Raw genomic sequence first — 25,155 nt, 5'->3', positions numbered from 1 at the left:
GCGGGTGGCCACGGGACGGAAGGTCAGACGTTGACCGGTTCGCGCTCGGCGTCCGCAGCGGCCACGCGGCGGCCGCGCAACGTGCCACCTGCGATGAGCGCACCCACGACCGCGATGCCGGCGGCACCGATGAACGCGGCGGAGACGCCGCTGGTCAGGGCATTGACGTCACCGAGCTGGCCAGCGCCGTAAGAGGCCGCCAGAGCAGTCATCGCGGCCAGTCCGAGTGCGGACCCGATCTGGTAGCTCGTGTTGACGATGCCCGAGGCGAGCCCGCCCTCCTCAGGGCGTGCGCTGGAGATCGCGGTGCCCAGCGACGGGATGAACGCCAGGGCCATGCCGGTGGCGGCCACGAGCGACGCGGGCAGCACGTCCACCCAGTAGTTGCCGTCGGGACGCACCAGCGCCAGCCATCCGAGACCTGCGGCGAGCAGGACGAGCCCGCTGACCACCATCGCCTTCACCCCGAACCGCGCCGTCAGGCGAGGCGCGACGACCACCATCAGCAGCATGATCGCGGTGGTCATCGGCAGCAGCGCGGAACCGCTGGCGAAGGCACCGAGGCCCAGCACCTGCTGCAGGTAGAGGTTCAGGAAGAACCACATCGGGATCCACGCGCCACCGAGCAGCAGCTGCGCGATGTTCGCGGCCCCGAGCTGCGGGGTGCGGAAGATGCCGAGCCGCACGAGCGGAGCCTTCCGCTTGGCCTGGACCAGCAGGAATCCTCCGAGCAGCACCACGGCGGCAATCAGGCCGGCGACGGTCTCGGTCGAGGCCCATCCCGCTTCAGGGGCACGGACGACCGCGTAGACAGCCATTGCCAGGCCTGCCGTCATGGTGATCGCGCCGAGCAGATCGGTGGAGCCGCGCTGAGCGGCACCCGCGGGCATCAGCGTTCGGATGACGATCAGGGCGATCACTGCGATCGGCACGTTGATGTAGAAGACCCACGGCCAGCTCAGGTACTCGGTGATCACGCCGCCGAGGAAGACGCCGGCGGTGCCACCGGCCGGAGCCGCGGCGCCGTAGACCGCGAGCGCCTTGCCCAGCTGCGCGGGTTCGCTGCCGAACAGCATCATCAGCAGGGTCAGCGCCGAGGGAGCGATGAGCGCGGCTCCTGCGCCCTGCACCGCGCGGCCGAGCAGCTCGACCCAGATCTCCCCCGCGGCGCCGGCCACGACGGAGCCCACGAGGAGCACGAGCCAGCCGGTGGCGAACATGCGGCGAGCGCCGAGCAGGTCGGAGAGCCGGCCGCCGAGCAACAACAGGCCGCCGAAGGCGACGACGTAAGCGTTGAAGACCCAGGACAGGTTCTCCTGGGAGAAGCCGAGATCCGCCTGGATCCGCGGCAGGGCCACCCCGATGATCGAGGTGTCCATGATCACCATGAACTGGGCGGCGGCGATGAGGGCGAGCGCCCACCACCTGCGACGATTCCCCTGTTCCACACTGGACATTGGCATACTCCATACCGGTAGGAGGTATCAGCAAGACAAACGTGTGCCACGACTGCAATGCGCATACCCCAGCAAGACAGAAGAACTAGGAGGGTGGCCGCGAACTCCTCGCGGCCACCGTTCGCTCAGTGCTGGTGGTGGCCTTCGTGGCCCCCACCGTGGTACTGGTGCACCACCGCATGCCCCTTGCCACGCGAGATCAGCCAGCGGTTGACCGGGACCGTCACGACGAACGCCACGGCCAGTGAGAACGCGAGACTCGCCCAGAACAACCAGCTGGCCAGACCCGCCTCCATCGCACCGGGAACGAGGACCATCACGCCGTTGTCGACGATCTCCATGACGGCGATCGACACGGTGTCGGCGGCGAAGGCCACGCCGATCGCGGCCCGCAATGGCAGGCCCGACTTGAGCACCGGGCGGATGGTCAGCGAGTAGCCGAACACGAAGGCCAGCACGACCGCGAGCACGATGGTCGCGAGGTTGGACCAGCCGAGCGCGGTACCGATGATCATGCCGAGCACCTCACCGATGGCGCAGCCCGTGAGGCAGTGCAGCGTGGCCGAAATGGCCAGTTTGGTCAGACTCTGCTGTGCGCTGCCGTGCTCCATGACTTTCCCCTTAAGTCCTTGGTACCCCTAGGGGGTATCTCGGCGAGCACGTTACGCCCATACCCCCCAGGGGTGTCAACACCGATTTGTGCGTTCAGAGATGAACCGGCCGCGACAGTGACCCGTAAGCGTCGGTGATGGGATCTACTAGGTACGGTAGTGGCGTGAGCGGGAGCATGCAGCGGACAGCAGCCCAGTGGGCGCTGCTCTGCCTGCTCTTCCTCGGCGTGGTCGGGATGCACCACGTCAACGTGGGCACCGAGATGCCCGGTGGGCACGCGGTCATGTCCACCGCTGCCGACCTCCACCGCGACCACATGCCGGACGAACCAGAGCCCGCACCCGCGCACGACATGCTGCATCTCTGCATGGCGATCCTCTGCGCGGTGGTGCCCCTGCTCCTCGCAGTCCTGCTGCTGCGCGTGATGCGCCCGGACGAGGACGGTGCAGCCGCCACCCCCGCGTGGCCACGTGCGCCGGAGCTGCCACCCCCGTTGAGTGGCCGCAGATTGCTGAGCTCCGTGTGCGTGCTGCGGTTGTGATCGACACCGGTTTTCACGGTCGGTCACATTCACAGCACAGAAAGTTGCACATGATGAGGAAGTCCCTGATCGGTTTCGGTGTCGCGACCGTCGCGGTGGCCGCGCTCGTCGCAGGCTGCGGCAGCAACGACATGTCGGGCATGCAGCACAGCTCGTCCACCGCGCCGCCGGCCGCGGCGGGCCAGCAGGACGGTCACAACGAGCAGGACGTCAAGTTCGCGCAGGACATGATCGGACACCACCAGCAGGCGCTCGACATGGCCGCGATGGTGCCGGGCAAGAGCACGAACCCGAAGGTCACCGACCTCGGCAAGCGCATCGCGGCGGCGCAGGACCCCGAGATCAAGAAGATGACCGAGTGGCTGACGAAGTGGGGCGCCGCGCCGGCCTCGACGTCGATGCCGGGTATGGATCACGGCTCCGGCCACGGCTCGATGCCGGGCATGATGACGGCTGAGGAGATGACCAAGCTCAACGGTGCCACCGGTGCGGAGTTCGACCGCATGTGGCTGGACATGATGGTCAAGCACCACCAGGGCGCCGTCGAGATGGCCAAGACGCAGCAGCAGAAGGGCTCCAGTGCGGACGCCAAGAAACTGGCACAGGACATCATCACGGCCCAGCAGGCTGAGATCACCGAGATGCAGACCATGCTGAAGGGCTGAAGCCCGAGAACGCCGGACGGAGTCGCACTTTCCTCCGTTCGGCGCTTCTCGCCGACGCGGGGAACATCGGCGAGGCGACTGGGCTGGGGGTATCCAGTCGCGCCTACTATAGATCGTAGTAGGAAGTTTGTTGTTACGTGCCGTATCCTGGCCGCCCGGAGGGATGATGCACGGACTGGGCGAGTTGGAAGCCGCAGTGATGGACGTTCTGTGGTGCGAGCATCCGCTCAAAGTCCGCGACGTCCTCGAACGGCTCGAAACGCCGAAGAAGCTCGCTTACACCACCGTGATGACGGTGCTGGACAACCTGCACCGCAAAGGCTGGGTCAGGCGAGAACGCGACGGCAAGGCCTACGACTACGTGCCGGCCATGAGCCGCGCCGAAGCAGCCGCACGGGCTGTGCGGGACGTGCTCGCCTCGTCGGGCGACCCCCGATGCCGTGCTGATGCATTTCGCCAAGTCCGCCACACCCCGCGAGTCCGAACTGCTGCGCCGAGCGCTGCCTCGGCAGAAGCGGTCGCCGCCCTCATGACGGTCGCCATCTCGTTCCTGATCGGCGCCGCGCTCGTCGGGCAGTTCGCTCCAGGTTTTCTGGCCCGCCTGGTAGTAGGCGGAGCCGACCCGCTCGCGACCCTCGTGGCGTGGCTCGCTTCGGCCATCGCGGTCGTCCTGACCACCGCAGCGGGCGTCGTCGTGCTGCTGCTTCCCGACCACGGCCTCACCGCACTGCACGCGTGCTGGTCGTTGATCCAGCACGGGACCACACCCCGCATCGAGGCGGTTGGTGGCATCGCAGGCACGAGCATGGTGATCGCGCTGGCATACCGGCTGGTTGCCACCACCCTCCACACTGTCCGCCGACGAGCCCGCGCCCGCGCGGAACACCTCGAGACGCTGCGGATAGCGGCCCGCCGTGACGGTTCGACGTTGTGGCTCGCGCGCGAAGAGCCGCTGGCTTTCAGCCTGGCGGGCAAGCCCGGCGTCATCGTCGCCACCGAGGGCCTGACCGAACACCTCAGCCAGGCTCAGCTCAACGCGGTGTTCGCTCACGAACGCGCGCATCTGACCGGGCGGCATCACCTGCTCGTCGCGTTCGCCGACGCGTTGGCGCACGCTTTGCCGTTCGTGCCGCTGTTCAAGCTGTCTCCCGCTGTGCTGCGCGAACTGGTGGAGCTCGCCGCCGACTCCGCGGCCGCGCGGGCCTGCGGTCCCGACGCCGTGCGGGCGGCTCTGATCAAGGTCTCCCAGCACGGTGTACCCACAACCGCGCTCGGCATGAGCGGTTCCTCGATCGACCTGCGACTGGCCCGGCTGCGCACGGGCCGCTGTCCCGCGGGCCGCGCACGCCAGCTGCTGACGTGCACTTTCGCCGGAGCAACAGCGCTCGCCTTACCCGCTGGTGCCGTGCTGTCCGCGATCGCGCTCACCTGCCTTGCGTGAACCTACTATCCAGGTTCGTAGATATGCCATGCTGTCATCACGATGAAACAGCAGTTGCGTCAAAGGCCGACCAGAACGAGCGGCCAACCGCTCGTCGCACGCCTCAACCCGGTCGGCCACAGAACGAGACGGCCGACCACCAAACGACGCAGGCGGGACTGGTTGACCGCCGTGTTGGCGGTGCTCACACTCTGCGGCGTCAGCGCTTTCGCCGTGCGCGACGCGATGAAGCCTGAGGCAGCAGAGACACAGCAAACCGCAGACCCCTCCACCACGCCGCACGACGAGAGTGGACACTCGATCGGAAGCCGCACGCCACCCGCCCCCAACCCGGACCCCAAGACGTTCGGAGCGGCGACCGCCTCGGCCGAACTACCTCCCGGCGGCGAGTTCACCGCACAGGGAAACCGCAGGTGGACGGTCATACCCGGCGCCAGCGGGCCTGTCGGCGGACCTGACCGCGTCACCTACACCGTCGAAGTCGAAGACGGAATCGCGCTCGTCGGCGGACCTGCGGGATTCGCCTCCGACGTCAGCACGATCCTCGCCGACCCGCGCGGCTGGATCGGCGACGGCAAGCACGGCTTCCAGCGGATCGACGCCGGCAAGCCGGATCTGCGCATCCGGCTGACCTCGCAGCTGACCACGCGCGAAGTGTGCGGGTTCTCGATTCCCTTCGAGGGCTCGTGCGTCAGCGGCACGAACGTCACGATCAACGTCGCGCGGTGGGTGCGCGGCGCGGTGTCCTTTCAGGGCGCTCTGGTCGAGTACAAGCAGTACGTCGTCAACCACGAGGTCGGCCACGGGCTCGGGTACGACCACAAACCGTGCCAGGAGAACGGCGCTCTCGCCCCCGTGATGATGCAGCAGTCGTGGGGCGTGTCGAACGACTACCTGGCCGCTCTCGGCACCGATCGTGTTTCAGCAGACGGAAAAGTGTGCAAGCCCAACGCCTGGCCGTACCCGACCGGACACTGAGCGCGACGTCACAACAGATACCCCCCACCTGTATCGACCGAACCCTTGCTTACGGGTACCCCCCATGGGTATAAAAGCGGCAAGCGCCCGCCGTTCCCCCGGTCATCCACGACCGGCCGCGCGGCGGACCGATCGACAGGAGCGGTAGATGCACGGCTACACCGACAACAAGGAAGACCACCTGCGGCGCTTGCGGCGCATCGAGGGTCAGGTGCGCGGACTGCAGCGGATGATCGAGAACGACGACTACTGCATCGACGTCCTCACCCAGATCTCCGCCGCGACCAGGGCGTTGCAGTCGGTGTCGCTCAACCTGCTGGACGAGCATCTCAAGCACTGCGTCAGCCAGGCCATCACCGAGGGCGGCACGACCGCGGACGACAAGATCGCCGAGGCCAGCAACGCCATCGCCCGCCTGGTCCGCTCCTGAACCTCGACGTTTCGAACCACATCTGAGGAGCACCCGATGTCCGAGTCCGTCTTCACCGTCAGCGGCATGACCTGCGGGCACTGCGTCAGCTCGGTGACCGAGGAGATCAGCCAGATCGACGGCGTGCAGAACGTGGCCGTCGAGCTCGACAGCGGCAAGGTCACCGTCACCAGCGCCCAGCCGGTCACCGAGAACGACGTCCGGGCCGCCGTCACCGAGGCCGGCTACACGCTGGTCACCAGCTGAGGGAGAGCCTGATGAACACCGCCACGAAGGTGGCCGCCTACGCGGGCGCGCTGGCGATCGTCTTCGGCGGCGCTTGGGCTGCCGGCGCCGCCGTCGGACCGGTCGGCGGGGAGACCAAGCCGGACGCGATGGAGCACGGCGTCGAGCAGCCCGCCTCAGCCGCGAGCAAACTTCCACCAGGACTCTCCGTCGCGGACAACGGTTATGCGCTCAACCTGGCGCAGACCACCTTACCTGCGCAGACGCAGCAGAGCTTCAGCTTCAAGATCGGAACGGCTGCTGGCGGCACGGTGACCGAGTTCGCCGTGGAGCACGAGAAGAAACTCCACCTCGTGCTGGTGCGCCGCGACGGATCCGGGTTCCAGCACGTACACCCGGAGATGGCCGCGGACGGCACGTGGTCGGTCCCGCTCACCCTTCCGGCAGCCGGAAGCTACCGCGTGTTCGCGGACTTCAAGCCCGAGAACGGCGCGAAGACCACGCTGGGTGCGGACATCCAGGTCGCCGGAGCGTACGAACCGAAGCAGTTCGACGAGGACACCCGCGAATCCGCAGTGGACGGTTACGTCGTCCGGCTGGCCGGTGACCTCACCGCGGGCGCCGAGTCCTCCGTGACCGTCACGGTCACCAAGGACGGCAAGCCGGTGACCGACCTGCAGCCGTACCTCGGCGCGAACGGCCACCTGGTCGCATTGCGCGCAGCCGATCTCGCCTACCTCCACGTGCATCCGCAGGACGGCCCCGGCGCAGGCCCGGACGTGAAGTTCATGGTCGAGGTGCCGACGGCGGGCCGTTACCGGTTGTTCCTGGACTTCCAGCACGAGGGCAAGGTCCGCACCGCGGAGTTCACCATCGCCACGGCGGGCACGGCCGCACCGCAGCCCACCGGCACGACAACACCGAAGGAGGAGGACGGCCATGGCCACGGCGGCTGACGTCCACACGAGTCAGATCGAACTCTCGATCGGCGGCATGACCTGTGCCTCCTGCGCCGCGCGCATCGAGCGCAAGCTGAACAAGCTCGAAGGCGTCCAGGCGACCGTCAACTACGCCACCGAGAAGGCACGGGTCAGCTTCCCCGAGTCGCTGACCGCCGAGGACCTCGTCAAGGTCGTCGAGAACACCGGCTACACCGCCGAGCTCCCCGCTCCCCCGAAGGCCGACGTGGAGGTCGAGGAGGAGGACCCGACCCGACCGCTGCGCCAGCGGTTGATCACGTCCATCGTGCTGAGCGTGCCGGTGATCGCACTGGCGATGATTCCGGCGCTGCAGTTCACCTACTGGCAGTGGTTGTCGCTCACGCTCGCGGCTCCGGTCGTGGTGTGGGGCGCGTGGCCGTTCCACAAGGCGGCGTGGACCAACCTGCGGCACGGCGCCGCCACGATGGACACGCTGATCTCGCTCGGTGTCGGCGCGGCGTTCCTGTGGTCGCTGTACGCACTGTTCCTCGGCACGGCAGGCGTTCCGGGCATGACGCACGGCTTCGACCTGACCGTCCAGCGCATGTCGGGTGCGGGCAACATCTACCTCGAGGTCGCGGCAGGCGTCACGACCTTCATCCTCGCCGGCCGCTATTTCGAGGCACGCTCCAAGCGCCGCGCCGGCGCCGCTCTGCGCGCCCTGCTCGAACTCGGGGCCAAGGACGTCGGCGTCCTGCGGGACGGCGAGGAACAGCGCATCAGCGTGGACGACCTTCGGGTCGGCGACCGGTTCGTCGTCCGTCCCGGCGAGAAGATCGCCACCGATGGCGTCGTCGAAGAGGGCAGCTCCGCGGTCGACATGAGCATGATCACCGGCGAGTCCGTGCCGGTCGAGGTGACCACCGGGGACAGCGTCGTCGGCGCCACGGTCAACGCGGGCGGACGACTGGTCGTGCGGGCGACGAGGGTCGGCGCGGACACGCAGCTCGCGCAGATGGCCAAGCTCGTCGAGGACGCGCAGAACGGCAAGGCCGAGGTCCAACGCCTCGCCGACCGGATCTCCGCGGTCTTCGTGCCGATCGTCATCGCGCTGTCCGTCGGCACGCTGGCCTTCTGGCTCGGTGCCGGGACGGGTGCCTCGGCGGCCTTCACCGCGGCTGTGGCCGTGCTGATCATCGCTTGCCCGTGCGCGCTCGGTCTGGCCACGCCGACGGCGTTGCTGGTCGGCACCGGTCGCGGCGCCCAGCTGGGCATCCTGATCAAGGGTCCCGAGGTGCTGGAGTCGACCCGGCGCGTCGACACGGTCGTGCTCGACAAGACAGGCACGGTCACCACCGGCCAGATGAACCTGGTCGAGGTGCACGCTGCCGAAGGCGTCGACGAGGAGCAGGTGCTGCGCCTGGCAGGTGCCTTGGAGCACGCCTCCGAGCACCCGATCGCCAGGGCGATCGCCGCGGGGGCGGTGGAACGAGTCGGGGAACTGCCCGAGGTCGAAGGCTTCCAGAACCTCGAAGGCCTTGGTGTGCAGGGTGTCGTCGGCGAGAACGCCGTTCTGGTGGGCAGGGCCCGGTTGCTCGAGGAGTGGAGCGTCAAGCTCGGCGAGGACCTAACGACCGCGAAGAAGGAGGCCGAGGACAAGGGCCGCACCGCCGTGCTGGTGGCGTGGGACGGCGAAGCACGCGGCGTTCTCGTCGTGGCCGACACGGTCAAGCCCACCTCGGCCGAGGCGATCGCGGGACTCCGTGAGCTCGGGCTGCGGCCTGTGCTGCTGACCGGCGACAACGAAGCCGTCGCGAAGGCGGTGGCCGCCGAGGTCGGCATCGACGAGGTCGTCGCCGAGGTCCTGCCCAAGGACAAGGTCGAGGTGGTCAAGCGGCTGCAGGGCGAGGGACACGTGGTCGCGATGGTCGGCGACGGCGTGAACGACGCCGCCGCTCTCGCCCAGGCCGACCTCGGACTCGCGATGGGCACCGGTACGGACGTCGCCATCGAGGCCAGCGACCTGACGCTGGTGCGCGGTGACCCGCGTGCGGCCGTCGACGCCATCCGGTTGGCGCGCCGGACGCTCGGCACGATCAAGGGCAACCTGTTCTGGGCCTTCGCCTACAACGTGGCCGCCCTGCCGCTGGCCGCGCTCGGTCTGCTCAACCCGATGATCGCCGGGGCCGCGATGGCGTTCTCGTCAGTGTTCGTCGTGAGCAACAGCTTGCGCCTGCGAGGTTTCCGCAGCGCGAACAAGCAGACCGTCTGATCCGGTGGTCCGGCTCGCACCCGCGAGCCGGACCACGTCCACACTGAGGGGGCAGTGATGCAGGACAGGCATGTCACCAGGGCCGGCGCGCAGATCGCGTACGAGCTCACCGGATCCGGACCGACGCTCGGCTACGCGCACGGTGTCTTCCTCAGCCGCGCGGCCGTGCGGCGGCTTCATCTCCTCGACTTCGACGCTCTGGCGGCCGGGCGCCGGCTGCTGACCTACGACCAGCGCGGCCACGGCCATTCGACGGGCCGCCCGCTCGCCGACGACTACAGCTTCGAGAACTTCACCCTCGACCTGCTCTCCCTGCTGGACGAACTGGACCTCGACGAGCCGATCGACTTCATGGGCTCCTCGCTGGGCTGCGACGTCGCCTTGCGCGCCGCCATCACCGCACCCGAGCGCTTCCGCCGCCTCGTGCTCATCATCCCGCCGGTGGCGTGGGAGGAAGGGCCTGACCAGGCGCGGCAGTGGTACACCGACAGCGCCGAGGCCATCGAGTCACGTGGCGCCGCGCAGTGGCGAGAGGAATGGGCTCAGAAGCCGCCGCTGCCGATCTTCGCCGACTACCCGGCGTTCAACCTGGCCCCGGACATCCCGGACGAGCTGCTCGCTCCGATCCTGCGGGGCATCGGTGAGTCGGATCTCCCCGCTCAGGACGCGATCGCGGGTTTGCCGCATCCGTCGCTGATCCTCGCCTGGGACACCGACCCGCTGCACCCCGTGTCGACCGCGGAACAGCTCCACGAACTGCTGCCCGATTCAGTCCTGCACGTGTCGACCACCGTGGCCGACGTGCAGACCTGGACCGACCGCATCACGGACTTCCTGGCTCGCTAAGCAGGTAGCCAGAAGTTCTGTCCGCAACCGGTGCGACCGGCTGGTGCCGGTGCGTTCGCACACTGCGGGGCTCGTGTTGATCTTTATGAAGGGAACCTTCATCCACCACAGGTCGATGAAAGTTCCCTTCATCGACGACGACTCGATCGCGGGCACGCTCTCATCGGGCAGATCGGGCGGGCCGAGACACCCTTGCCGAGCCCTGCCTCTCGACGTCTATGAAGGTTCCCTTCATAGAGATCAACTCTCGGGAATGTGGCCCGCGGAACACCCCGCGAGTAACGGACACAACTTCTGCCCACGTGCTTAGGACGCGAGCTCGTCATCATCGCTCTTGGTTCGGTCGAGCACCTTGTCCGCGAGCTCGTCGGGCACCGCGACCCTGCCCGGCCCACCTGCGGCCACCCACTCGACCACGTGCCGCGTGGCTTCGTCACCGAGCACGCCACCGAACCAGACCGGCCTCGCACCGTCCGCCCTCGCGGAGGGCGACGGCCGCACCACCACGACGTTGGAGAAGTCACACGAGTCGAGGCAGTCGGCGACCTGTACCTGCTTCTCCCCCACCGCTTCACGCAACGCACGCAGCTGGCCTTCGTGGTCGAAGCCGGGGTGCTTCTTCTCCGTGCCACAACAGCATCCACGGCACACGGTCAGCCTGCTCGAGTCACTCACGTGCCCGGATCCTACAGGCACGAGATCTACTAACCCCGATAGTAGACATGCGCCACAGCGCTCCGTAACCTGGCCGCGAACTTCCAGTCTTGATGAAGGAGGAACACGCGACGTGGTGCCGGTCCCTTTGAGACGTACGGTGCGCGGAACCGTGGTGGCTGCGATCGCCGTGGCGGCGGCAACTCACGTGGCTCCGGCTGCGGCCGATCCACCACTGCCTCCGAACGCCTCAGAAGCGCTGAAGAAGTACACCGAGCTGGCCGGACAGGCGGAGAAGCTCAACGAAGAGCACCTGCGCGCGCAGGACGATCTCAAGGCCAAGGAGGCCGAGCTCGGCACCGCCAGGCAGGCGGAACAGTCGTTGCGCGGGCAGGTGGACGCGCTGACCGAGGCGACGTTCAAGGGTGCGACGTTCAACCAGCTGTCCGCACTGCTGGTCAGCGACTCGCAGCAGGACTTCCTGAACCGGATGTCCGCGCTGAACATCCTCGCGGCCGACAACGCGGAAGCACTCGGCAAGCTCGCCGAGGCGGTCGCTCAAGCCGACAACGCCGCGCGCCAGGCTCAGGAAGCCGTGGCGACCATCGCCGCGCGCAAGTCCGAACTGGACGGCCAGGTCACGTTGGCCCGGCAGCAGTACAACCAGCTCAACGCCACCGAGCGCGGCGTGCTCAGCAACGGCGGCGACATGTCGAAGATCTCGGTACCGGCCGGGACCGCGGGCAAGGCGCTGGAGTACGCCCTCGCACAGCGCGGTGACCAGTACGTGTTCGGCGCCAACGGCCCTGACGCGTGGGACTGCTCCAGCCTGATGCAGGCCTCGTACCGCACAGCGGGTGTGCAGATCCCCCGCACCACGTACGGCCAGGCCGGCGTGGGCCGCCCGGTGTCGCGCAGCGAGGTCAAGGCCGGTGATCTGATCATCTACTACGCCGACCAGCACCACGTCGCGATGGCCGTGGACAACTTGCGCGCGGTGCACGCTTCGACCGAGGGCGTTCCCGTGAAGATCGCGGACATCGACTCGATCGGCCCGATCAGCGTCATCCGCCGTCTCGAAGGCTGAACGCTGGTGTGGTGGGCGGTGCAATGCCCACCACACCAGCGGCGATCAGGACATCAGCGAAGCCTTGTAGCCCAGCTCCTCGATCGTCCGGACGACGTCATCCGGAGTGCTCTGGCTCGCGTCCAGCTCGACGGTGGCGCGTCCTTGCTTCACCGTGGTCTGGGTGCTGAGCACACCGGGCAGATCCTCGAGTGCGTCGTCGATGAGCAACGCGCAGCTGCCGCAATGCATCCCGCTGACTTCGAACACGTGCGTCGTGGCCACTGTGGACTCCTCTCTCAGACGACGTTGATGACGCCGGTGTACATGCCCATGCCACAGGCGTAGTCCAACCGCCCTGGTTGCAGCACACCGAGTTCGATGCGGGTCTCGCCGGTGGCCGGCAGGACTTTCTGCACATCACGGACCACAAAGGACCGAATGCACCCCTGTGCCTGGTCCGACTTCACGACCAACGTGGTCGGCAAGCCGGACTTCGCCTCCACGTTGTCGGGGCTGTAGGCCCCGGTGCGAGCGGTGATCACGACCGTCTGCTTCCCGTCCACGACGCTCACCGCCGAGGTGTCAGCAGGGGTTTCATCGATCGAAGCCGCCTCGGCGATGCGGCTGGCGGAGAAGGGCGCGCCGGCCAGCTCCAGGCCACCGTTGAGCGTGTACAGCCCCATCGCGACGACGACGATGCCGGTCACCACGCCGAGTCGCCCTTTCCAAGCCGTGGCGGCCTTGCGGGCGGCGTATCCGAGGATCGCGAACAGCGGCGCGGTGCCGAGCACGAACACCGCCATGGTGGCGGCCCCCATGAGTGCCGAGCCGGACGTGAGCGCGAGCGCCTCGACCGACAGCGTGACGCCGCACGGGATCAGGATCGTGACGAACCCCAGCACCGCCGGGGCCAGCGCCGACTGCGAGCGCGCCTGGCTGCGGACGACCTTCATCCACGAGATCGGCGGCTCGATCACGATCCGGCGGAAACCCGGCACACCGAGCTGTGCCAGGCCGAACACCACGACCAGGACGCCCGCGCCGATCTGCAGCCAGGTGCGGACGCCGACCGAGATGTCGACGGCACTGCCGAGCGCTCCGAGCAACGCGCCGAGCAGGGTGTGGGAGACGAGCTTGCCGGCGAGAAACCCACCGACGGGCGCCAGGTCATCGCCGAGCTGGCCCCGCCAGTCGCGCTGGGCCGTGTCACCCGCGGCGGCGCGCTGGCGCGTGATCAAGCCGGTGAGCAGGCCACCCTGCACCGCGGCACACGACACACCACCAGCGAACAGACCAGTGGCAAGGACAGGAACGAGGTTCACGAACAACTCCTGCGAGAAGGGAAGAGGGACGAAAATCCGCAGGTCCAGCAGCCGCGACGACCGCGACGCGGACAGACCTCTCCCCTAAATCCGCAGCAGGCAGAGCCTGGCCAGGCTCGGAGCACGCGCCTGCGTGCTCTCGGACCTCGCCGCTGAGCCGGGCGAATGCGCCACGACGGATGTCCGCACAGCTGGCAGTGTGAGGACGAATGCCGCCGCCGCAACCGCAACCATGAGGACCAGGCACATGGTGAGCGACTCACCTGTACCTGTGTCCGGGCTGGGTTCGTGGTCGGCCATCGGCATCGCCATCGTCGTGCTGTGCGACATAGGCATCGCGATGTTCATGCCGTCGGTGCACTGCACGCCCACGATGACCGCCAGCCCGGCGAGCACGGCAACGACGACGAGCCGGGCGAGGTGTCCCCGCCCGGCTCGCGCGCCGATGCTCGTCATGGCGGGCATCCTACGGAGCCGGATGTCAGGCTCTTGTCAGGACCTACTACCCGCAGCAGTAGTTAGTTCTGCGGAGGCAGGCGCAGGCCCTTGAGGGCGAGTGCGTTCACCGCGACGATGACGCTCGAACCGGACATCGAGAGTGCGGCGATCTCCGGGCGCAGCATCAGCCCGAAGGCGGGCTCGAACACACCGGCGGCGATCGGCAGGGCGATGGTGTTGTAGCCGATGGCCCAGCCGAGGTTCTGCCGCATCTTGCGCAGCGTCCCGCGTCCGATGCGCAATGCGGTCGGGACGTCGAGCGGATCGGAGCGCATCAGCACCACGTCGGCGGTCTCGATCGCCACGTCGGTACCGGCCCCGATCGCGATGCCGAGGTCGGCTTGAGCGAGCGCGGGGGCGTCGTTGACTCCGTCGCCCACCATCGCGACCTTGAGGCCGGAGCGCTGGAGCTCGGCCACCTTCGTGGCCTTGTCGCCGGGCAGCACCTCGGCGATGACGGTGTCGATCCCGAGCTGCGCGGCGATGCGTTCGGCGGTGGCCTGGTTGTCGCCGGTCAGCATCACGACCTCCACGCCGAGGTCGTGGAGCGCCTCGACAGCGGCCACTGACGTCTCGCGTGGTGCGTCGGCGATACCGATCACTCCGGCAGCCACGCCGTCGACCGCGGCCAGCACAGCGGTTCGACCGGTGGCGGCGAGCTCGTCCCGGCGTGCAGACAGTGATCCGAGGTCGATGCCCTCCCGCTCCAGCAGCCGCTGGTTCCCGACCACCACCCGCCGTCCGCCCACGTGGGCGACGGCACCGTGCCCTGGCACGTTCTCGAACCGCTCGGCACGCGCACCGTCCAGGTCACCGGCCCGACGAACGATCGCCTCGGCCAGCGGGTGTTCGGACTCGCGTTCGACGGCCGCGACCAGCCGCAGCAGCTCCGACTGGCCGAAGCCGTCGGCGATGACGTCGGTGACCTCGGGCTCGCCCTTGGTGAGGGTGCCGGTCTTGTCCATCACCACGACGTTGATGCGCGCGGAGGTCTCCAGCGCCATCGCGTTCTTGAACAGCACGCCGCGTTTCGCGCCCAGCCCGGTGCCGACCATGATCGCGGTCGGAGTGGCGAGGCCGAGCGCGTCCGGGCAGGTGATCACGACGACCGTGATGGCGAACAGCATCGCGGTGGCGAACGACGCACCCGACAACAGCCAGACGCCGAGCGTCAGCGCGCCGCCGACCAACGCGACCAGGACCAGCCAGAACGCCGCCCGGTCCGCGAGCCGCTGACCTGGCGCCTTGGAGTTCTGCGCCTCCTGCACGAGCTTGACGATCTGGGCGAGCGCGGTGTCGGCGCCGATCTTGGTCGCGCGGACCCGCAGCGTGCCGTTCGCGTTGATCGTGGCGCCGACGACGGCTGATCCGGGTGCCTTGTGCACCGGCAGGCTCTCGCCGGTGACCATGGACTCGTCGACCTCGGACTCGCCTTCCTCGACGACGCCGTCCACCGCGATCTTCGCGCCCGGCCGGACCAGAAGCAGATCACCGACGACCACCTCGGCAGTCGGCACCTCGACCGGCTCGCCGTCCCTGATGACCACCGCCTTGGGCGGCGCGAGGTTCAGCAGCGCCCGGATCGCGTCGTTGGCGCCGCCGCGGGCGCGCATCTCGAACCAGTGTCCCAACAGGACGAACGCCGCAAGAACCGTTGCAGCCTCGTAAAAGACTTCTCCCCCGCCGGTCAGCGTGATCACCACGGAGTAGATCCAGCCCGCTCCGACCGCGACGGCGACGAGCACCATCATGTCGAGGGTTCTCGCCCGCAAGGCACGCCACGCGCCGTCGAAGAAGATCCAGCACGAGTAGAAGATGACCGGCAGGCTGAGCAGCATCGACCACACGTCCGCGCGCATCCCGAACGGTGTGGGCAAGTGCAGGCCGAACACCTCGGTGCCGATCGGCGACCACAGCACGATCGGGATGGAGAACAGCAACGCCACCAGGAACCGGTTGCGCATGTCGGCCACCATCGCCGCCATTGACATCCCGGCGTGCCCGCCGTGGCCCATCATCTCGTGCGGCGAGTGCTCGGCACCGGGTTCCGCGGTCGGGTCGCAGATGTGGTGCGGTACGGACTGGCCGGCGCAGTGGTAGCCGCAGTCGACGACCCATTGGCGCAGGTCTGCCACCGACGTCACGGCCGAGTCGAACTGCACGGTCGCGGTTTGCGCGGTCGGGTTGACGTCGACGTGGTGCACACCGGGTTGTCTGCCGAGCTTGGCGTTGACGACGTTCTGCTCGGACGCCCAGTGCAGTCCGCTGACGTCCAGCACCACGGTGTTCATCGAGGCCTCCCACCTCCGTGCCCACCCATCATGAACATCATCATCAGAGGGCAGGCCACGACCAGCAAACCGAACAACATCGTCTGCACCGGAACGCCCACGAGCCCAAGAACGGCAAACAGGATCGCCAGCGCGACCGCGCACCACGCGAGGTGCTGACGCTTCATGCCGTCCTCCTCTCCACCTGGACGTCTTCGAGCCTCGCCGCCCGCGCCGGCGATTATCAGAGCAGCACGTCTCGACGAACGATGCCCGAAGGTCCCGGCCGGACCCGGCACAGGTCCTTACTACCCCACGTAGGAGGAAGTCGGCCGCAATCCGTCGAAAGTGACAGCAACGAGCCGTCCGATCGCGGCCTTCGACGGCAATGTTCCGGCTGCGGCTAGTGCGTGGACGCAGTACGTCGCGAGCTCGGCAGGCGCCACGTCGCTCCTGATCTCGCCCGTCTCGGCCGCGTCGACCAGCAGGTCGCGGACCATGTCGCGAACCTGGTCCTGCGCGTGGGCGACTTGTCCGTCGCGATGGAGAGATGCGACGAGGTCGGTGCCGAAGTGGCCGCGTGAACTGTGCGAGATGGCAGCGAACGCTTCGAGTACGGCTTCCAGGCGTTGCAGAGGTCCGCTCGCGCGATCGCGGACAGCGGTGAGGTGTGCGAGGTGATGCGCGATCTGCTCGCCATGCCACGCGTGCAGGATCGCCTCGACGTCCGGGAAGTACTTGTAGAGCGTCGCGCGGCCGATGCCGGCCTGCTCAGCGATCTGGGACATCGTCACGTTGCGGAGGCCGTGCTCACTCACCAATGCCGCGGTTTTGGCCAGGATCGCGTGCCGCACCTCGCGGCGGTGGGTCTCGATCGTGTCGTTCCACAGCTTCGGCACAACCACATCCTACGGGATCGAGACACAGTGTCTTGATAAATACACTATGTCTCGTAAACTGCCGGGCATGGCAGACACACCGCGCTGGGTGAAGGCCATGGGGATCGTCCTGGCCGTGCTGATCCTGCTGGTCCTCATCGTGCTCGCGCTCCCCATCGAGCACGGACCGGGCATGCACCAATGACGCCACGACTGCGCAAGCTCGCCCTGACCGCGCACATCGCGTCGTCGGTGGGCTGGTTCGGCGCCGTGCTCACGTTTCTCGCGATGGCGATCATCGGCGTGACCACTCAGGACGATCACGTCGTGCGAGCAGTGAACCTGACCGCAAAGCCGGTTGTCTGGTACGTCGTCCTGCCGTTCGCCGTGGCCTCGCTCCTGACCGGGCTGATCTCGTCGCTCGGCTCGGCGTGGGGCCTGCTGCGGCACTACTGGGTGATCTTCAAGCTGATGCTGAACATCTTCGCCACCGCAGTGCTGCTCATCTACACGCGCACAGTCGACCGCTTCGCCGCGGTAGCCGCGGATCCTGCCGCAGATCTGACCCTGCTGCGGACGCCGACGTTCGTGCTGCACGCCGCCGGCGCACTCGTGGTGCTCGCCGTGGCGATGGTGCTCGCGGTGTACAAGCCGCGAGGCGTGACCGGCCTCAGGATTTGAGGGCGGGCAGCAGGGTCGCCTCCAGCACGTCGGCTGCGTCCTCCGCCTTCAGCTGTCCGGCGTTCACGTCCTCGGCGGCCGCGTGCAGCAGGCTGTAGACGGTGGTGACGAGCCAGTTCATCGGTAGGTCGGACCGGATCACGCCCTCCTCCTGCCCGCGTGTGAGCAGTCCCTCGACATGGTCAACGACCTGGCGGTGCCGTTGCCGCAGCTGGACGGAGCCGAGTTCGCGCTGTGCCAGGTCGAACAGCTTGCGGTGCTGGTCGAGCACGTGCCACGACGTCCGCAGGAGCCGCTGGAGCGCCTCGATGGCGGATCCTTCCTCCGGCTCCGCCTTCTTGATGACCTCGCCGGCCTCCGCGATCGTCCGATCCAGCACCGCTTCCAGCAGCACCTCGCGGGACGGGAAATGGGCGTAGAGCGTGACCCGGCCGACGCCGGCGGCGCGCGCGATCGCCACCATGCTCGACTGCGGCTCCTCGGTGAAGGCCACCAGGGCGGCGTCGAGAATGGCGGCGATGTTGCGTTCGGCGTCGGCGCGGCGCCGGGTCTCCGTGGTGGCCACGACCGAAAGCCTACGGCCGATCAGTGCGCGAACACCGGACCGTCGGTCGCGGGCGGGCGGCCCGCCGGAACGAGCAGCGTCCCTCCGACCGACGCTACAGCCGCCACGATGGCGGTGGCGGTGAAAGCGGCGCCAAAGCCGCCGACCTGGCCGCCTCGCACGTTCATCGCAGCGACCGTCGACACGAACGCGATGCCGAGCGTGGCGCCCAGCTCGTGTCCGGTGTTGATCAGCCCGGACGTCGTTCCAGCGTCGTGCGGTCCGGCGTGAGCCATCGCCGTGGTCGTCGCCGTGACGAACGTGGCGCCAAGGCCCAGTCCGGAGATCAGGAAGCCGGGCAGGACCGCCAGCACCGCGTTTCCGGAGGCGGGCACCTGCGCCAGGAGAACCGCGCCGACCGCTGCGAGACCGAAGCCGACCGCGACAGCAGGTCGTCCGCCGAACCGGCTCACGACGCGAACCCCGATGTGGGTGCCGAGGCCGATCACCAGCGCAACCGGCAGGAAGATCAGGCCGGTCTCGAGCGCGTCGAGGCGCAGGACGTGCTGCAGGTACTGGGAGTTGAGGAAGAAGTTCGCCAGCAGCAGGCCGGACGCGGCCAGCATGACCAGGTTGCCCGCCACGATCGGCCGCCGGGTCAGCAGTTCCAGCCGGACAAGCGGCTCGGCGACCGTGCGCTCCATAAGCACGAACAACCCGAGCAGGATGAGGCCCGCAACCAGGACGTACGGCGTACTCCCACCACCCCATCCGGTCTCACCCGCTCGCACCAGCGCGTAGATCAACGCGCCGACGGCAGCGACCGCTGTCAACGCTCCCGGAACGTCGGCCTTTCCCCGCGACTGTCCACTTCGGCCGGACGGCACCAGCCGTGGCAGCAGCACGGCCACGAAGACGCCGACCGGCACGTTGATGAAGAAGACCCACTCCCAGCCGGGTCCTGCCGTGAACACGCCGCCGAGCAAGACTCCGACCGCGGCACCAGCTCCGGCGATGGCCGCCCACACACCGAGAGCTCGATTCCGCTCCGGCCCGTGGAAGGTCGTGGTGACGATCGACATCGCCGCCGGGGACAACAACGCCGCCCCGATGCCCTGGACAGCCCGTGCCGCCACCAGCGTTGTCGCGTTGTCCGCAAGCCCCGAGGCCAGCGAGGCGAGCGTGAACACGGCCAGCCCGGTCAGGAACACACCTCGTCTGCTGACGGCGTCGGCCAGCCTGCCGCCGAGCAGCATCAGCCCGCCAAAGCACAGCGTGTAGGCCGTGACCACCCACGTCAGCTCAGCACGATCCAGGTCGAGCTCCGTCGCGATCACCGGCAACGCGACGTTCACAACCGTCACATCCAAGATCACCATGAATTGGGCGAGGCACAGCAGTACCAGTACCCACCAGTTCGTCCGCACGGCCGTCTGGCTCATGCCCCCTCCTTAAGTCGAACACCAATGTTCAACTTAAGCTACGCCAGGCCTGACCATAAGTCGAACAACAGTGTTCGGTTTATGGCGCCGTCCGCGCCGACAGGCATACTTCTCGTTCAGCTGGAAGGGCGTGAGGATGCACGGACTAGGTGAGCTGGAAGCCGCGGTGATGGACGTGCTGTGGCACGACGGAGGGCCGCTCAAGGTGCGCCAGGTGCTGGAGCGGCTGGACACCGGCAAGAAGCTCGCCTACACCACCGTGCTCACCGTGCTGGACAACCTGCACCGCAAGGACTGGGTGACGCGCGAGTTCGAGGGCAACGCCTACCGGTACCAGCCCACGATCAGCCGCGCCGAAGCCGCCGCGAAGGCCGTGCGGGACGTGCTCATCGCCTCCGGAGACCCGGAGGCCGCGTTGCTCCACTTCGCACAGTCCGCCACCGAGGAAGAGTCGGCGGTGCTGCGCCGAGCCCTGCGCAAGAAGGCCTCTGGACGATGACGGTCGCGCTGGCGCTGCTGCTCGGGTCCGCCTTGGTGGGCTGGCTGGCGCCGCGCGTGCTGTGGCGGCTCAACGACCCCGTGGTCGCCCTCGTCGCGTGGATCAGCGCTGTCATCGCGGTCGTGGCAACCTCGACAGTCGCCGCGGTACTGCTCGTGTTGCCCGAGCACGGCCTCGGCGTCCTCGATTCTCTGCACCACTGCTGGGACTCGGTGCGGCACGGCACCACTCCGACGATCGAGGTCATCAGCGGCCTGACCGGTGGTGCGCTGTTGACGGCGCTCCTCGTCCGCCTGGCGATCGTCGGCGTGCGCAGTGCCCGGCAACGCGCCCGCGCCCGCGAGGAACACCTCTCGGTCCTGCGTCTCGCCGGCCGTCGCGAGGCGGGCTCGCACCCGACGATGTGGCTCGACCACGACCGCCCGTTGGCGTTCAGCCTCGCCGGCAAGCCTGGCGTCGTCGTCGCCACGGAAGGGCTGCACCGCCACCTGACCCCCAGTGAGGTCGGCGCCGTCCTCGATCACGAGCGGGCACACCTCGACGGCCGCCATCACCTGCTGGTTGCCGCCGCGGACGCCGTGGCGGCCACGCTGCCGATCCTCCCGTTGTTCAAGCGAGCGGCGACAGCGATCCGTCAACTCGTCGAGATGGCCGCCGACCTGGCCGCAGCGCGCACGCACGGCGTGGAGACGGTCCGAGCCGCGCTGATGCGGGTGTCGTCTCACAGCCTCCCGAGTTCGGCGCTCGCGATGAGCAAGGACGCGCTGGGGACGCGGTTGGACCGCCTGCAGCGACGCCGCCGGATGCCGAACCGCACTCGCAGACTGTTCTCCTGCGGCATCGCCGGTGCAGCCGCCATGGCGCTGCCCGTCGTCACCGCGTCCACGGCGCTGATCGCTCTGATGCTGCTGACCTGCTCGCCGAAGTGACCAACAGGGTCATTCGGCCGTAGGAAGGACACGCGGACGGACCTAAGCTTTGGGCGGGTCGGGGCAGGCACCTGGAGGATCCGCCATGCGCCGCACCCGTTTGTTCGCCCTGACCGCCGTCGTTTCGCTCGCGGCCGTATCCCCCACCGTCAACGCCGCTGCAGCACCCGTTGCAGGAGCTGCCGCGAGGGCGGTGTTCTTCGCCTCGGACGGCATGCGGCCCGACCTGGTCGACAAGTACGCGGCCGCGGGTGCCATGCCCACGTACGCGAAGCTGATGACCGACGGCGTCAAAGGCGTGAACGGCATGGTCCAGGCGTTCCCACCGAACACCGGCGTGGGCTGGTACACCCTGGCGACCGGCGCTTACCCCGCCGAGCACGGGTCGACGAACAACACCTTCCACCGGACCGGTGAACCGAACTTCAACAACCGCACGTCGTTCTCGGGCGCCGGAGTGCTCCAGGCGGACACCCTGGCCGCCAGCGCCGAACGCGCGGGCAAGAAGGTCGCGCAGATCGACTGGGTGGGCGGTGCGCCCGCCAAGATCGCGGGCCCGACAGTGGACTTCGCCACCTTCTTCTCCACCCGCGGTGTGCTGACTTCGCCAGTCGTGCCCGACGAGCAGGCGGGCGCGGCGACGTTCGGGGTCTCGTACCAGGTCGCGGCGTTCAGCCCCGCCGACAGCTGGACGAACGTGCCCACCGGTGACCCCGTCGCGCCGCCGAAACAGACCACCCTGACCATCGCGACGACGTTCGCAGCGCAGAACCCCACCCGCACCTACGACATCTACGTGTTCGACTCGAACACCAACGGGACCCCGGCGTACGACCGAGTGCTGCTGACGCCGACGAGCGCGGGCAAGAACGCCTCGCAGGCCGTGACGCTGGCACAGGGCGACTTCAAGGAGATCAAGCTGCGGGGACCGGACGGACTCATCGGTGCCCGCGCCGGGCAGGCCGCGGGCTTCTACACGAAGCTCATCGGCCTCGCGCCCGACCTGTCGTCGTTCAAGCTCTACTTCACCTCGGTCGAACGCCTGATCGCCACGTGCTCAACGGCGGCGTGCAACGCCCTGCCCGCAGGTGGCGCCGGGGAGGACCGGCTGGAGAAGTACCTCGCCGAGAACATGCCGACCGCGGTGGCCGCGGACTTCGCACCGTTGGAAGCCCGGATCATCGACGAGGACACCTACGTCCAGCAGGGCCTCAACCTGGAGAAGGCATACGGCGACGCGGTGCTCGAGTACGTCCTCGGCACGCTGCAGCCCGACACCCAGCTCGCGCAGGTCGGCTACCCGGTGACCGACGAGTTCTCGCACCAGTTCCTCGGGCTCACCGTTCCCACTGACATGGACGGCGCGGCGAACCCGTACTTCGACGACCTCAACGGCGACGGCGTGAAGGACAACCGCCTCGCGATCCGCGAGGGCTACCTCCGCGCGGCCTACCACGAGGCGGACGCCAAGCTCGGGCGCACGCGCACGTTGATGGGCGGCAACCCGACGACGATGGCGGCCAGCGACCACGGGTTCGCGCCGCAGTGGTACGCGCTCAACGCGGGCAAGGTGCTCGCCGACGCCGGCCTGCAGGGCGCCGAGCAGTCCGGCAACTGCCGGGCCGCGGCGAGTGGCACGACCAAGGCGAAGGCCTGCTACGCCGGCGGCACCGCGCAGATCTACATCTCGCTCGCCAGCCGCGATCCGGGCGGCACGGTGCCCGCAGCCGACTACGAGGCCGTGCGCACCCAGATCATCAACGCCTTCAGCGGCCTGACGCACAACGGCAAGCAGGTCGTGCTGAAGGTGATGAAGAAGGAGGAGCTGCGCAACGTCGACGGCTCCGACTCACTGCACCCGTCGCGCTCCGGCGACGTGGTCGTGGTGACCCGGCCGCCGTACCAGTTCGACGCCGCGACCCCCGGCCAGCTGATCGCGCACAGCCAGTTCTGCGTGAACATGCACGCGGTCTTCATCGCCTCCGGTCCCGGCATCCGCAAGCAGAACCCGCTCGCCGGCGTCCGGGCGATCGACCTGGCGCCGACCATGGCGCTGCTGCTCGGCGTGCCCGGCCCGCAGAACGCGCGCGGCCGCATCCTGTACTCGCTGTTCCCCCAGCCCGGCTCGGTCAAAGAGCTGACCCTGTTGAACATCAGCGACTACCACGGCCAGCTGGTGCCGCTGGCCGAAGCCGCCGACACCGTCCCCGGAGGCACCGACCCGGTGTTCGGCATCGGCGGTTCGGCGTTCCTGAAGCCGTGGTTCGACGTGTACCGCGCGGAGGCCACCAACGGCTCGATCACCGTCGCCGGTGGTGACTCCGTGGGCGCCACCCCGCCGATCTCCGCGTTCTTCGGCGACAAACCGACCATCGAGCTGATGAACGCCATGGGCTTCACGTTCGACGCGCTCGGCAACCACAACTTCGACAAGGGCCAGGCCTACCTGCGCCAAACCCTCATTCCGTTGGCGCAGTACAAGTTCCTGTCCGCCAACATCGCCGACTCCACGGGCAGGACCCCGCCCGAGTGGGCACCGTCAGCCGTGGTGGACGCCTTCGGCGGCGTGAAGCTCGGTATCGTCGGCTTCTCCAACGATGATCTGCTGGAGCTCACCGCACCTGGCGCGATCGCCCCGTTCCAGCTGAGCAACTCGACGACCGCCGTGAACGCGGAAGCCGCACGGCTGAAGTCCCGTGGTGTCAACGCGATCGTCGCACTCGGCCACCTCGGCGCCACGGCAGGCACCATTACCGCGCCTACCGGCCCAGTGGTCAACCTGGCTGACAACCTGTCCAACGTGGACGCTGTTCTCGGCGACCACACGGACTTCCAGGTCGTCGCGACGCGCTCCAACGGCGTGCTGGTGACGGAGAACCGCAGCAAGGGTATCCGTTTCACCCGCGTGCGCCTGGTCGTCGACACCAGCGCCAAGAAGGTCGTCTACAAGACCGCGGACTTCCACAAGCCGTGGGACATCGGCATCACCGCGGACCCCGTGATCCAGGGCCGCATCAACGACCTCAACGCCCAGCTGGCGCCGGTCCTCAGCACGGTGATCGGCAGCTCCACCCGTGTCATCCCGCGCGCCGACGCGTGCGGCAACGCCCAGGGCCGCACATGCGAATCGTTGGTGGGCAACACCGTCACCGACGGCATGCGGTTGAAGTACGGCACAGATTTCGCCATCACCAACTCCGGCGGCCTGCGCGCCGACCTGACCTGCCCGACAACCGACAACCCGAACGACTTCTGCCCGGCCTTCACCCCGCCGCCGTACCTCATCACGCGCGGCCAGGTGCTCGGCGTGCTGCCGTTCGGCAACGTCGTGACGACGCTGACCATCAACGGCGCGGAGCTCAAGACCATGCTGGAGAACGGTGTCTCGCAGATGCCAGCCGTGAACGGCCGCTTCCCGGAGGTGTCCGGGCTCTGTTTCACCTACGACATCTCGGGGCCCGCAGGATCGCGAGTGACGTCAGCCGTGCGACAGGCAGCCGACGGTTCGTGCACGGGCGCTCCTGTGGACCTGACCGCCGCGGCAACATACTCGTTGGCGGAGAACGACTTCATGGCCAACGGCGGCGACGGCTACCCGAACTTCGCCAGCCGCACGACCACCAGGGAGATCATGGACCAGGTGCTCGCCGACCACCTCGCCGCCAACTCGCCGGCCAGCCCGGCAATCGTCGGCCGGATCACCTGCACGACGAGCGGTGTTACCGCGTGCCCGGTGGTGGTGCCGTGATCCGACGTCGGGACGTCAGCGCCTGCCCACAGCGACACCAGCCGACTCACACAGAACATCTCGCGAAGTCGCTGCAGGTGCGAGTCGTCATGCCCGCGCTCACGAACTGCTCTCCGCCGTCGACTTCATGCACCGGACTACCGAGTTCCACCGGGCCACCCGCTTCTGGTAGCCACCCGTCGATACCCAGTGCATTGAGCGCTGATACGACGTCGCGGAACTGATCACCGTGAA

The 25,155-nt window shown here is 68.2% G+C and carries 25 protein-coding genes and 1 pseudogene; 15 read left to right on the top strand and 11 right to left on the bottom strand.

What is annotated here, in order from left to right:
* Nucleotides 1–23: 23 nt before the first annotated feature.
* Nucleotides 24–1,457, bottom strand: a complete 1,434-nt coding sequence (locus tag AB0M24_RS03375) for an MFS transporter (protein WP_363760351.1) — start codon at nucleotides 1,455–1,457, stop codon at nucleotides 24–26.
* Nucleotides 1,458–1,582: 125 nt separating this feature from the next.
* Nucleotides 1,583–2,068, bottom strand: a complete 486-nt coding sequence (locus tag AB0M24_RS03370) for a DUF4396 domain-containing protein (RefSeq protein WP_363760348.1) — start codon at nucleotides 2,066–2,068, stop codon at nucleotides 1,583–1,585.
* A gap of 164 nt (nucleotides 2,069–2,232) precedes the next feature.
* On the opposite strand from AB0M24_RS03370, the gene AB0M24_RS03365 reads away from it, so the two are divergent.
* The 10 genes and pseudogenes from AB0M24_RS03365 (at nucleotide 2,233) to AB0M24_RS03320 (ending at nucleotide 10,387) form a co-directional block, all read left to right on the top strand.
* Nucleotides 2,233–2,610: a hypothetical protein gene (locus AB0M24_RS03365; RefSeq protein ID WP_363760345.1), complete on the top strand. Its 378-nt coding sequence runs from the start codon at nucleotides 2,233–2,235 to the stop codon at nucleotides 2,608–2,610.
* A gap of 53 nt (nucleotides 2,611–2,663) precedes the next feature.
* A complete protein-coding gene (locus AB0M24_RS03360; RefSeq protein WP_363760343.1) occupies nucleotides 2,664–3,275 on the top strand; it encodes a DUF305 domain-containing protein in 612 nt (203 codons plus the stop codon).
* 166 nt (nucleotides 3,276–3,441) lie between these two features.
* Nucleotides 3,442–3,808 (top strand): annotated as a pseudogene (locus tag AB0M24_RS03355) (BlaI/MecI/CopY family transcriptional regulator).
* Nucleotides 3,805–4,716 (top strand): M56 family metallopeptidase, encoded by a 912-nt coding sequence (locus AB0M24_RS03350; protein ID WP_363760340.1) that lies wholly within the window; start codon nucleotides 3,805–3,807, stop codon nucleotides 4,714–4,716. Before AB0M24_RS03355 ends, AB0M24_RS03350 begins: the two are co-directional and overlap by 4 nt.
* A gap of 180 nt (nucleotides 4,717–4,896) precedes the next feature.
* Nucleotides 4,897–5,694, top strand: a complete 798-nt coding sequence (locus tag AB0M24_RS03345) for a DUF3152 domain-containing protein (protein ID WP_363760338.1) — start codon at nucleotides 4,897–4,899, stop codon at nucleotides 5,692–5,694.
* A gap of 148 nt (nucleotides 5,695–5,842) precedes the next feature.
* Nucleotides 5,843–6,124 carry a metal-sensitive transcriptional regulator gene (locus tag AB0M24_RS03340; protein ID WP_363760335.1) on the top strand — a complete coding sequence of 94 codons (282 nt, stop codon included), beginning with the start codon at nucleotides 5,843–5,845 and terminating at the stop codon, nucleotides 6,122–6,124.
* Nucleotides 6,125–6,160: 36 nt separating this feature from the next.
* Nucleotides 6,161–6,370, top strand: coding sequence for a heavy-metal-associated domain-containing protein (locus AB0M24_RS03335; RefSeq protein ID WP_363760332.1), 210 nt, complete (start codon nucleotides 6,161–6,163; stop codon nucleotides 6,368–6,370).
* 11 nt (nucleotides 6,371–6,381) lie between these two features.
* Nucleotides 6,382–7,305 (top strand): hypothetical protein, encoded by a 924-nt coding sequence (locus AB0M24_RS03330; RefSeq protein ID WP_363760329.1) that lies wholly within the window; start codon nucleotides 6,382–6,384, stop codon nucleotides 7,303–7,305.
* On the top strand, nucleotides 7,289–9,541 hold the full coding sequence (locus AB0M24_RS03325; RefSeq protein ID WP_363760326.1) for a heavy metal translocating P-type ATPase: 2,253 nt from the start codon (nucleotides 7,289–7,291) through the stop codon (nucleotides 9,539–9,541). The genes AB0M24_RS03330 and AB0M24_RS03325 overlap by 17 nt, the downstream gene beginning before the upstream one ends.
* A gap of 57 nt (nucleotides 9,542–9,598) precedes the next feature.
* Nucleotides 9,599–10,387: an alpha/beta hydrolase gene (locus AB0M24_RS03320; protein WP_363760324.1), complete on the top strand. Its 789-nt coding sequence runs from the start codon at nucleotides 9,599–9,601 to the stop codon at nucleotides 10,385–10,387.
* A gap of 306 nt (nucleotides 10,388–10,693) precedes the next feature.
* Here the strand turns inward: AB0M24_RS03320 and AB0M24_RS03315 are convergent, their stop codons facing one another.
* A complete protein-coding gene (locus AB0M24_RS03315; RefSeq protein WP_363760321.1) occupies nucleotides 10,694–11,062 on the bottom strand; it encodes a hypothetical protein in 369 nt (122 codons plus the stop codon).
* Nucleotides 11,063–11,216: 154 nt separating this feature from the next.
* On the opposite strand from AB0M24_RS03315, the gene AB0M24_RS03310 reads away from it, so the two are divergent.
* Complete coding sequence (locus tag AB0M24_RS03310) at nucleotides 11,217–12,128, top strand: NlpC/P60 family protein (RefSeq protein WP_363760318.1); 912 nt, start codon at nucleotides 11,217–11,219, stop codon at nucleotides 12,126–12,128.
* Nucleotides 12,129–12,173: 45 nt separating this feature from the next.
* On the opposite strand, the gene AB0M24_RS03305 is transcribed toward AB0M24_RS03310, so the two are convergent.
* From AB0M24_RS03305 to AB0M24_RS03280, 6 genes are all read right to left on the bottom strand, one after another.
* Nucleotides 12,174–12,392: a heavy metal-associated domain-containing protein gene (locus tag AB0M24_RS03305; protein ID WP_363760315.1), complete on the bottom strand. Its 219-nt coding sequence runs from the start codon at nucleotides 12,390–12,392 to the stop codon at nucleotides 12,174–12,176.
* A gap of 14 nt (nucleotides 12,393–12,406) precedes the next feature.
* Nucleotides 12,407–13,432 carry a sulfite exporter TauE/SafE family protein gene (locus AB0M24_RS03300; RefSeq protein ID WP_363760312.1) on the bottom strand — a complete coding sequence of 342 codons (1,026 nt, stop codon included), beginning with the start codon at nucleotides 13,430–13,432 and terminating at the stop codon, nucleotides 12,407–12,409.
* 84 nt (nucleotides 13,433–13,516) lie between these two features.
* Complete coding sequence (locus AB0M24_RS03295) at nucleotides 13,517–13,888, bottom strand: hypothetical protein (RefSeq protein ID WP_363760309.1); 372 nt, start codon at nucleotides 13,886–13,888, stop codon at nucleotides 13,517–13,519.
* Between the two features lie 62 nt (nucleotides 13,889–13,950).
* Complete coding sequence (locus tag AB0M24_RS03290) at nucleotides 13,951–16,221, bottom strand: heavy metal translocating P-type ATPase (protein WP_363760306.1); 2,271 nt, start codon at nucleotides 16,219–16,221, stop codon at nucleotides 13,951–13,953.
* Nucleotides 16,218–16,388: a DUF2933 domain-containing protein gene (locus AB0M24_RS03285; RefSeq protein WP_363760303.1), complete on the bottom strand. Its 171-nt coding sequence runs from the start codon at nucleotides 16,386–16,388 to the stop codon at nucleotides 16,218–16,220. The genes AB0M24_RS03290 and AB0M24_RS03285 overlap by 4 nt, the downstream gene beginning before the upstream one ends.
* 120 nt (nucleotides 16,389–16,508) lie before the next feature.
* A complete protein-coding gene (locus AB0M24_RS03280; RefSeq protein ID WP_363760300.1) occupies nucleotides 16,509–17,099 on the bottom strand; it encodes a TetR/AcrR family transcriptional regulator in 591 nt (196 codons plus the stop codon).
* A gap of 180 nt (nucleotides 17,100–17,279) precedes the next feature.
* On the opposite strand from AB0M24_RS03280, the gene AB0M24_RS03275 reads away from it, so the two are divergent.
* Nucleotides 17,280–17,759: a DUF2269 domain-containing protein gene (locus AB0M24_RS03275; protein ID WP_363760297.1), complete on the top strand. Its 480-nt coding sequence runs from the start codon at nucleotides 17,280–17,282 to the stop codon at nucleotides 17,757–17,759.
* Here AB0M24_RS03275 and AB0M24_RS03270 read toward each other — a convergent pair.
* Both AB0M24_RS03270 and AB0M24_RS03265 read right to left on the bottom strand, forming a co-directional pair.
* On the bottom strand, nucleotides 17,749–18,324 hold the full coding sequence (locus tag AB0M24_RS03270) for a TetR/AcrR family transcriptional regulator (RefSeq protein WP_363760294.1): 576 nt from the start codon (nucleotides 18,322–18,324) through the stop codon (nucleotides 17,749–17,751). The two genes, AB0M24_RS03275 and AB0M24_RS03270, sit on opposite strands and share 11 nt — an antisense overlap.
* Before the next feature lie 20 nt (nucleotides 18,325–18,344).
* The gene (locus tag AB0M24_RS03265) at nucleotides 18,345–19,745 is read right to left on the bottom strand and encodes a DHA2 family efflux MFS transporter permease subunit (protein WP_363760291.1); all 1,401 of its coding nucleotides are present in this window, start codon (nucleotides 19,743–19,745) and stop codon (nucleotides 18,345–18,347) included.
* 136 nt (nucleotides 19,746–19,881) lie between these two features.
* Between AB0M24_RS03265 and AB0M24_RS03260 the strand changes: the two genes are divergently transcribed.
* The 3 genes from AB0M24_RS03260 to AB0M24_RS03250 all read left to right on the top strand — a co-directional run bounded on the left by AB0M24_RS03260 (nucleotide 19,882) and on the right by AB0M24_RS03250 (nucleotide 24,921).
* Nucleotides 19,882–20,244 (top strand): BlaI/MecI/CopY family transcriptional regulator, encoded by a 363-nt coding sequence (locus AB0M24_RS03260; protein WP_363760288.1) that lies wholly within the window; start codon nucleotides 19,882–19,884, stop codon nucleotides 20,242–20,244.
* Nucleotides 20,241–21,173 carry a M56 family metallopeptidase gene (locus AB0M24_RS03255; protein ID WP_363760285.1) on the top strand — a complete coding sequence of 311 codons (933 nt, stop codon included), beginning with the start codon at nucleotides 20,241–20,243 and terminating at the stop codon, nucleotides 21,171–21,173. The genes AB0M24_RS03260 and AB0M24_RS03255 overlap by 4 nt, the downstream gene beginning before the upstream one ends.
* 85 nt (nucleotides 21,174–21,258) lie before the next feature.
* Nucleotides 21,259–24,921, top strand: a complete 3,663-nt coding sequence (locus AB0M24_RS03250; RefSeq protein WP_363760282.1) for a 5'-nucleotidase C-terminal domain-containing protein — start codon at nucleotides 21,259–21,261, stop codon at nucleotides 24,919–24,921.
* The last annotated feature ends 234 nt before the right edge of the window (nucleotides 24,922–25,155 follow it).

The organism is Lentzea sp. NPDC051838 (assembly GCF_040681245.1).
Taxonomy (GTDB): Bacteria; Actinomycetota; Actinomycetes; order Mycobacteriales; family Pseudonocardiaceae; genus Lentzea.
The sequence above is the reverse complement of the archived record's forward strand: the minus strand, read 5'-3'. Positions and strand labels throughout refer to the sequence as shown.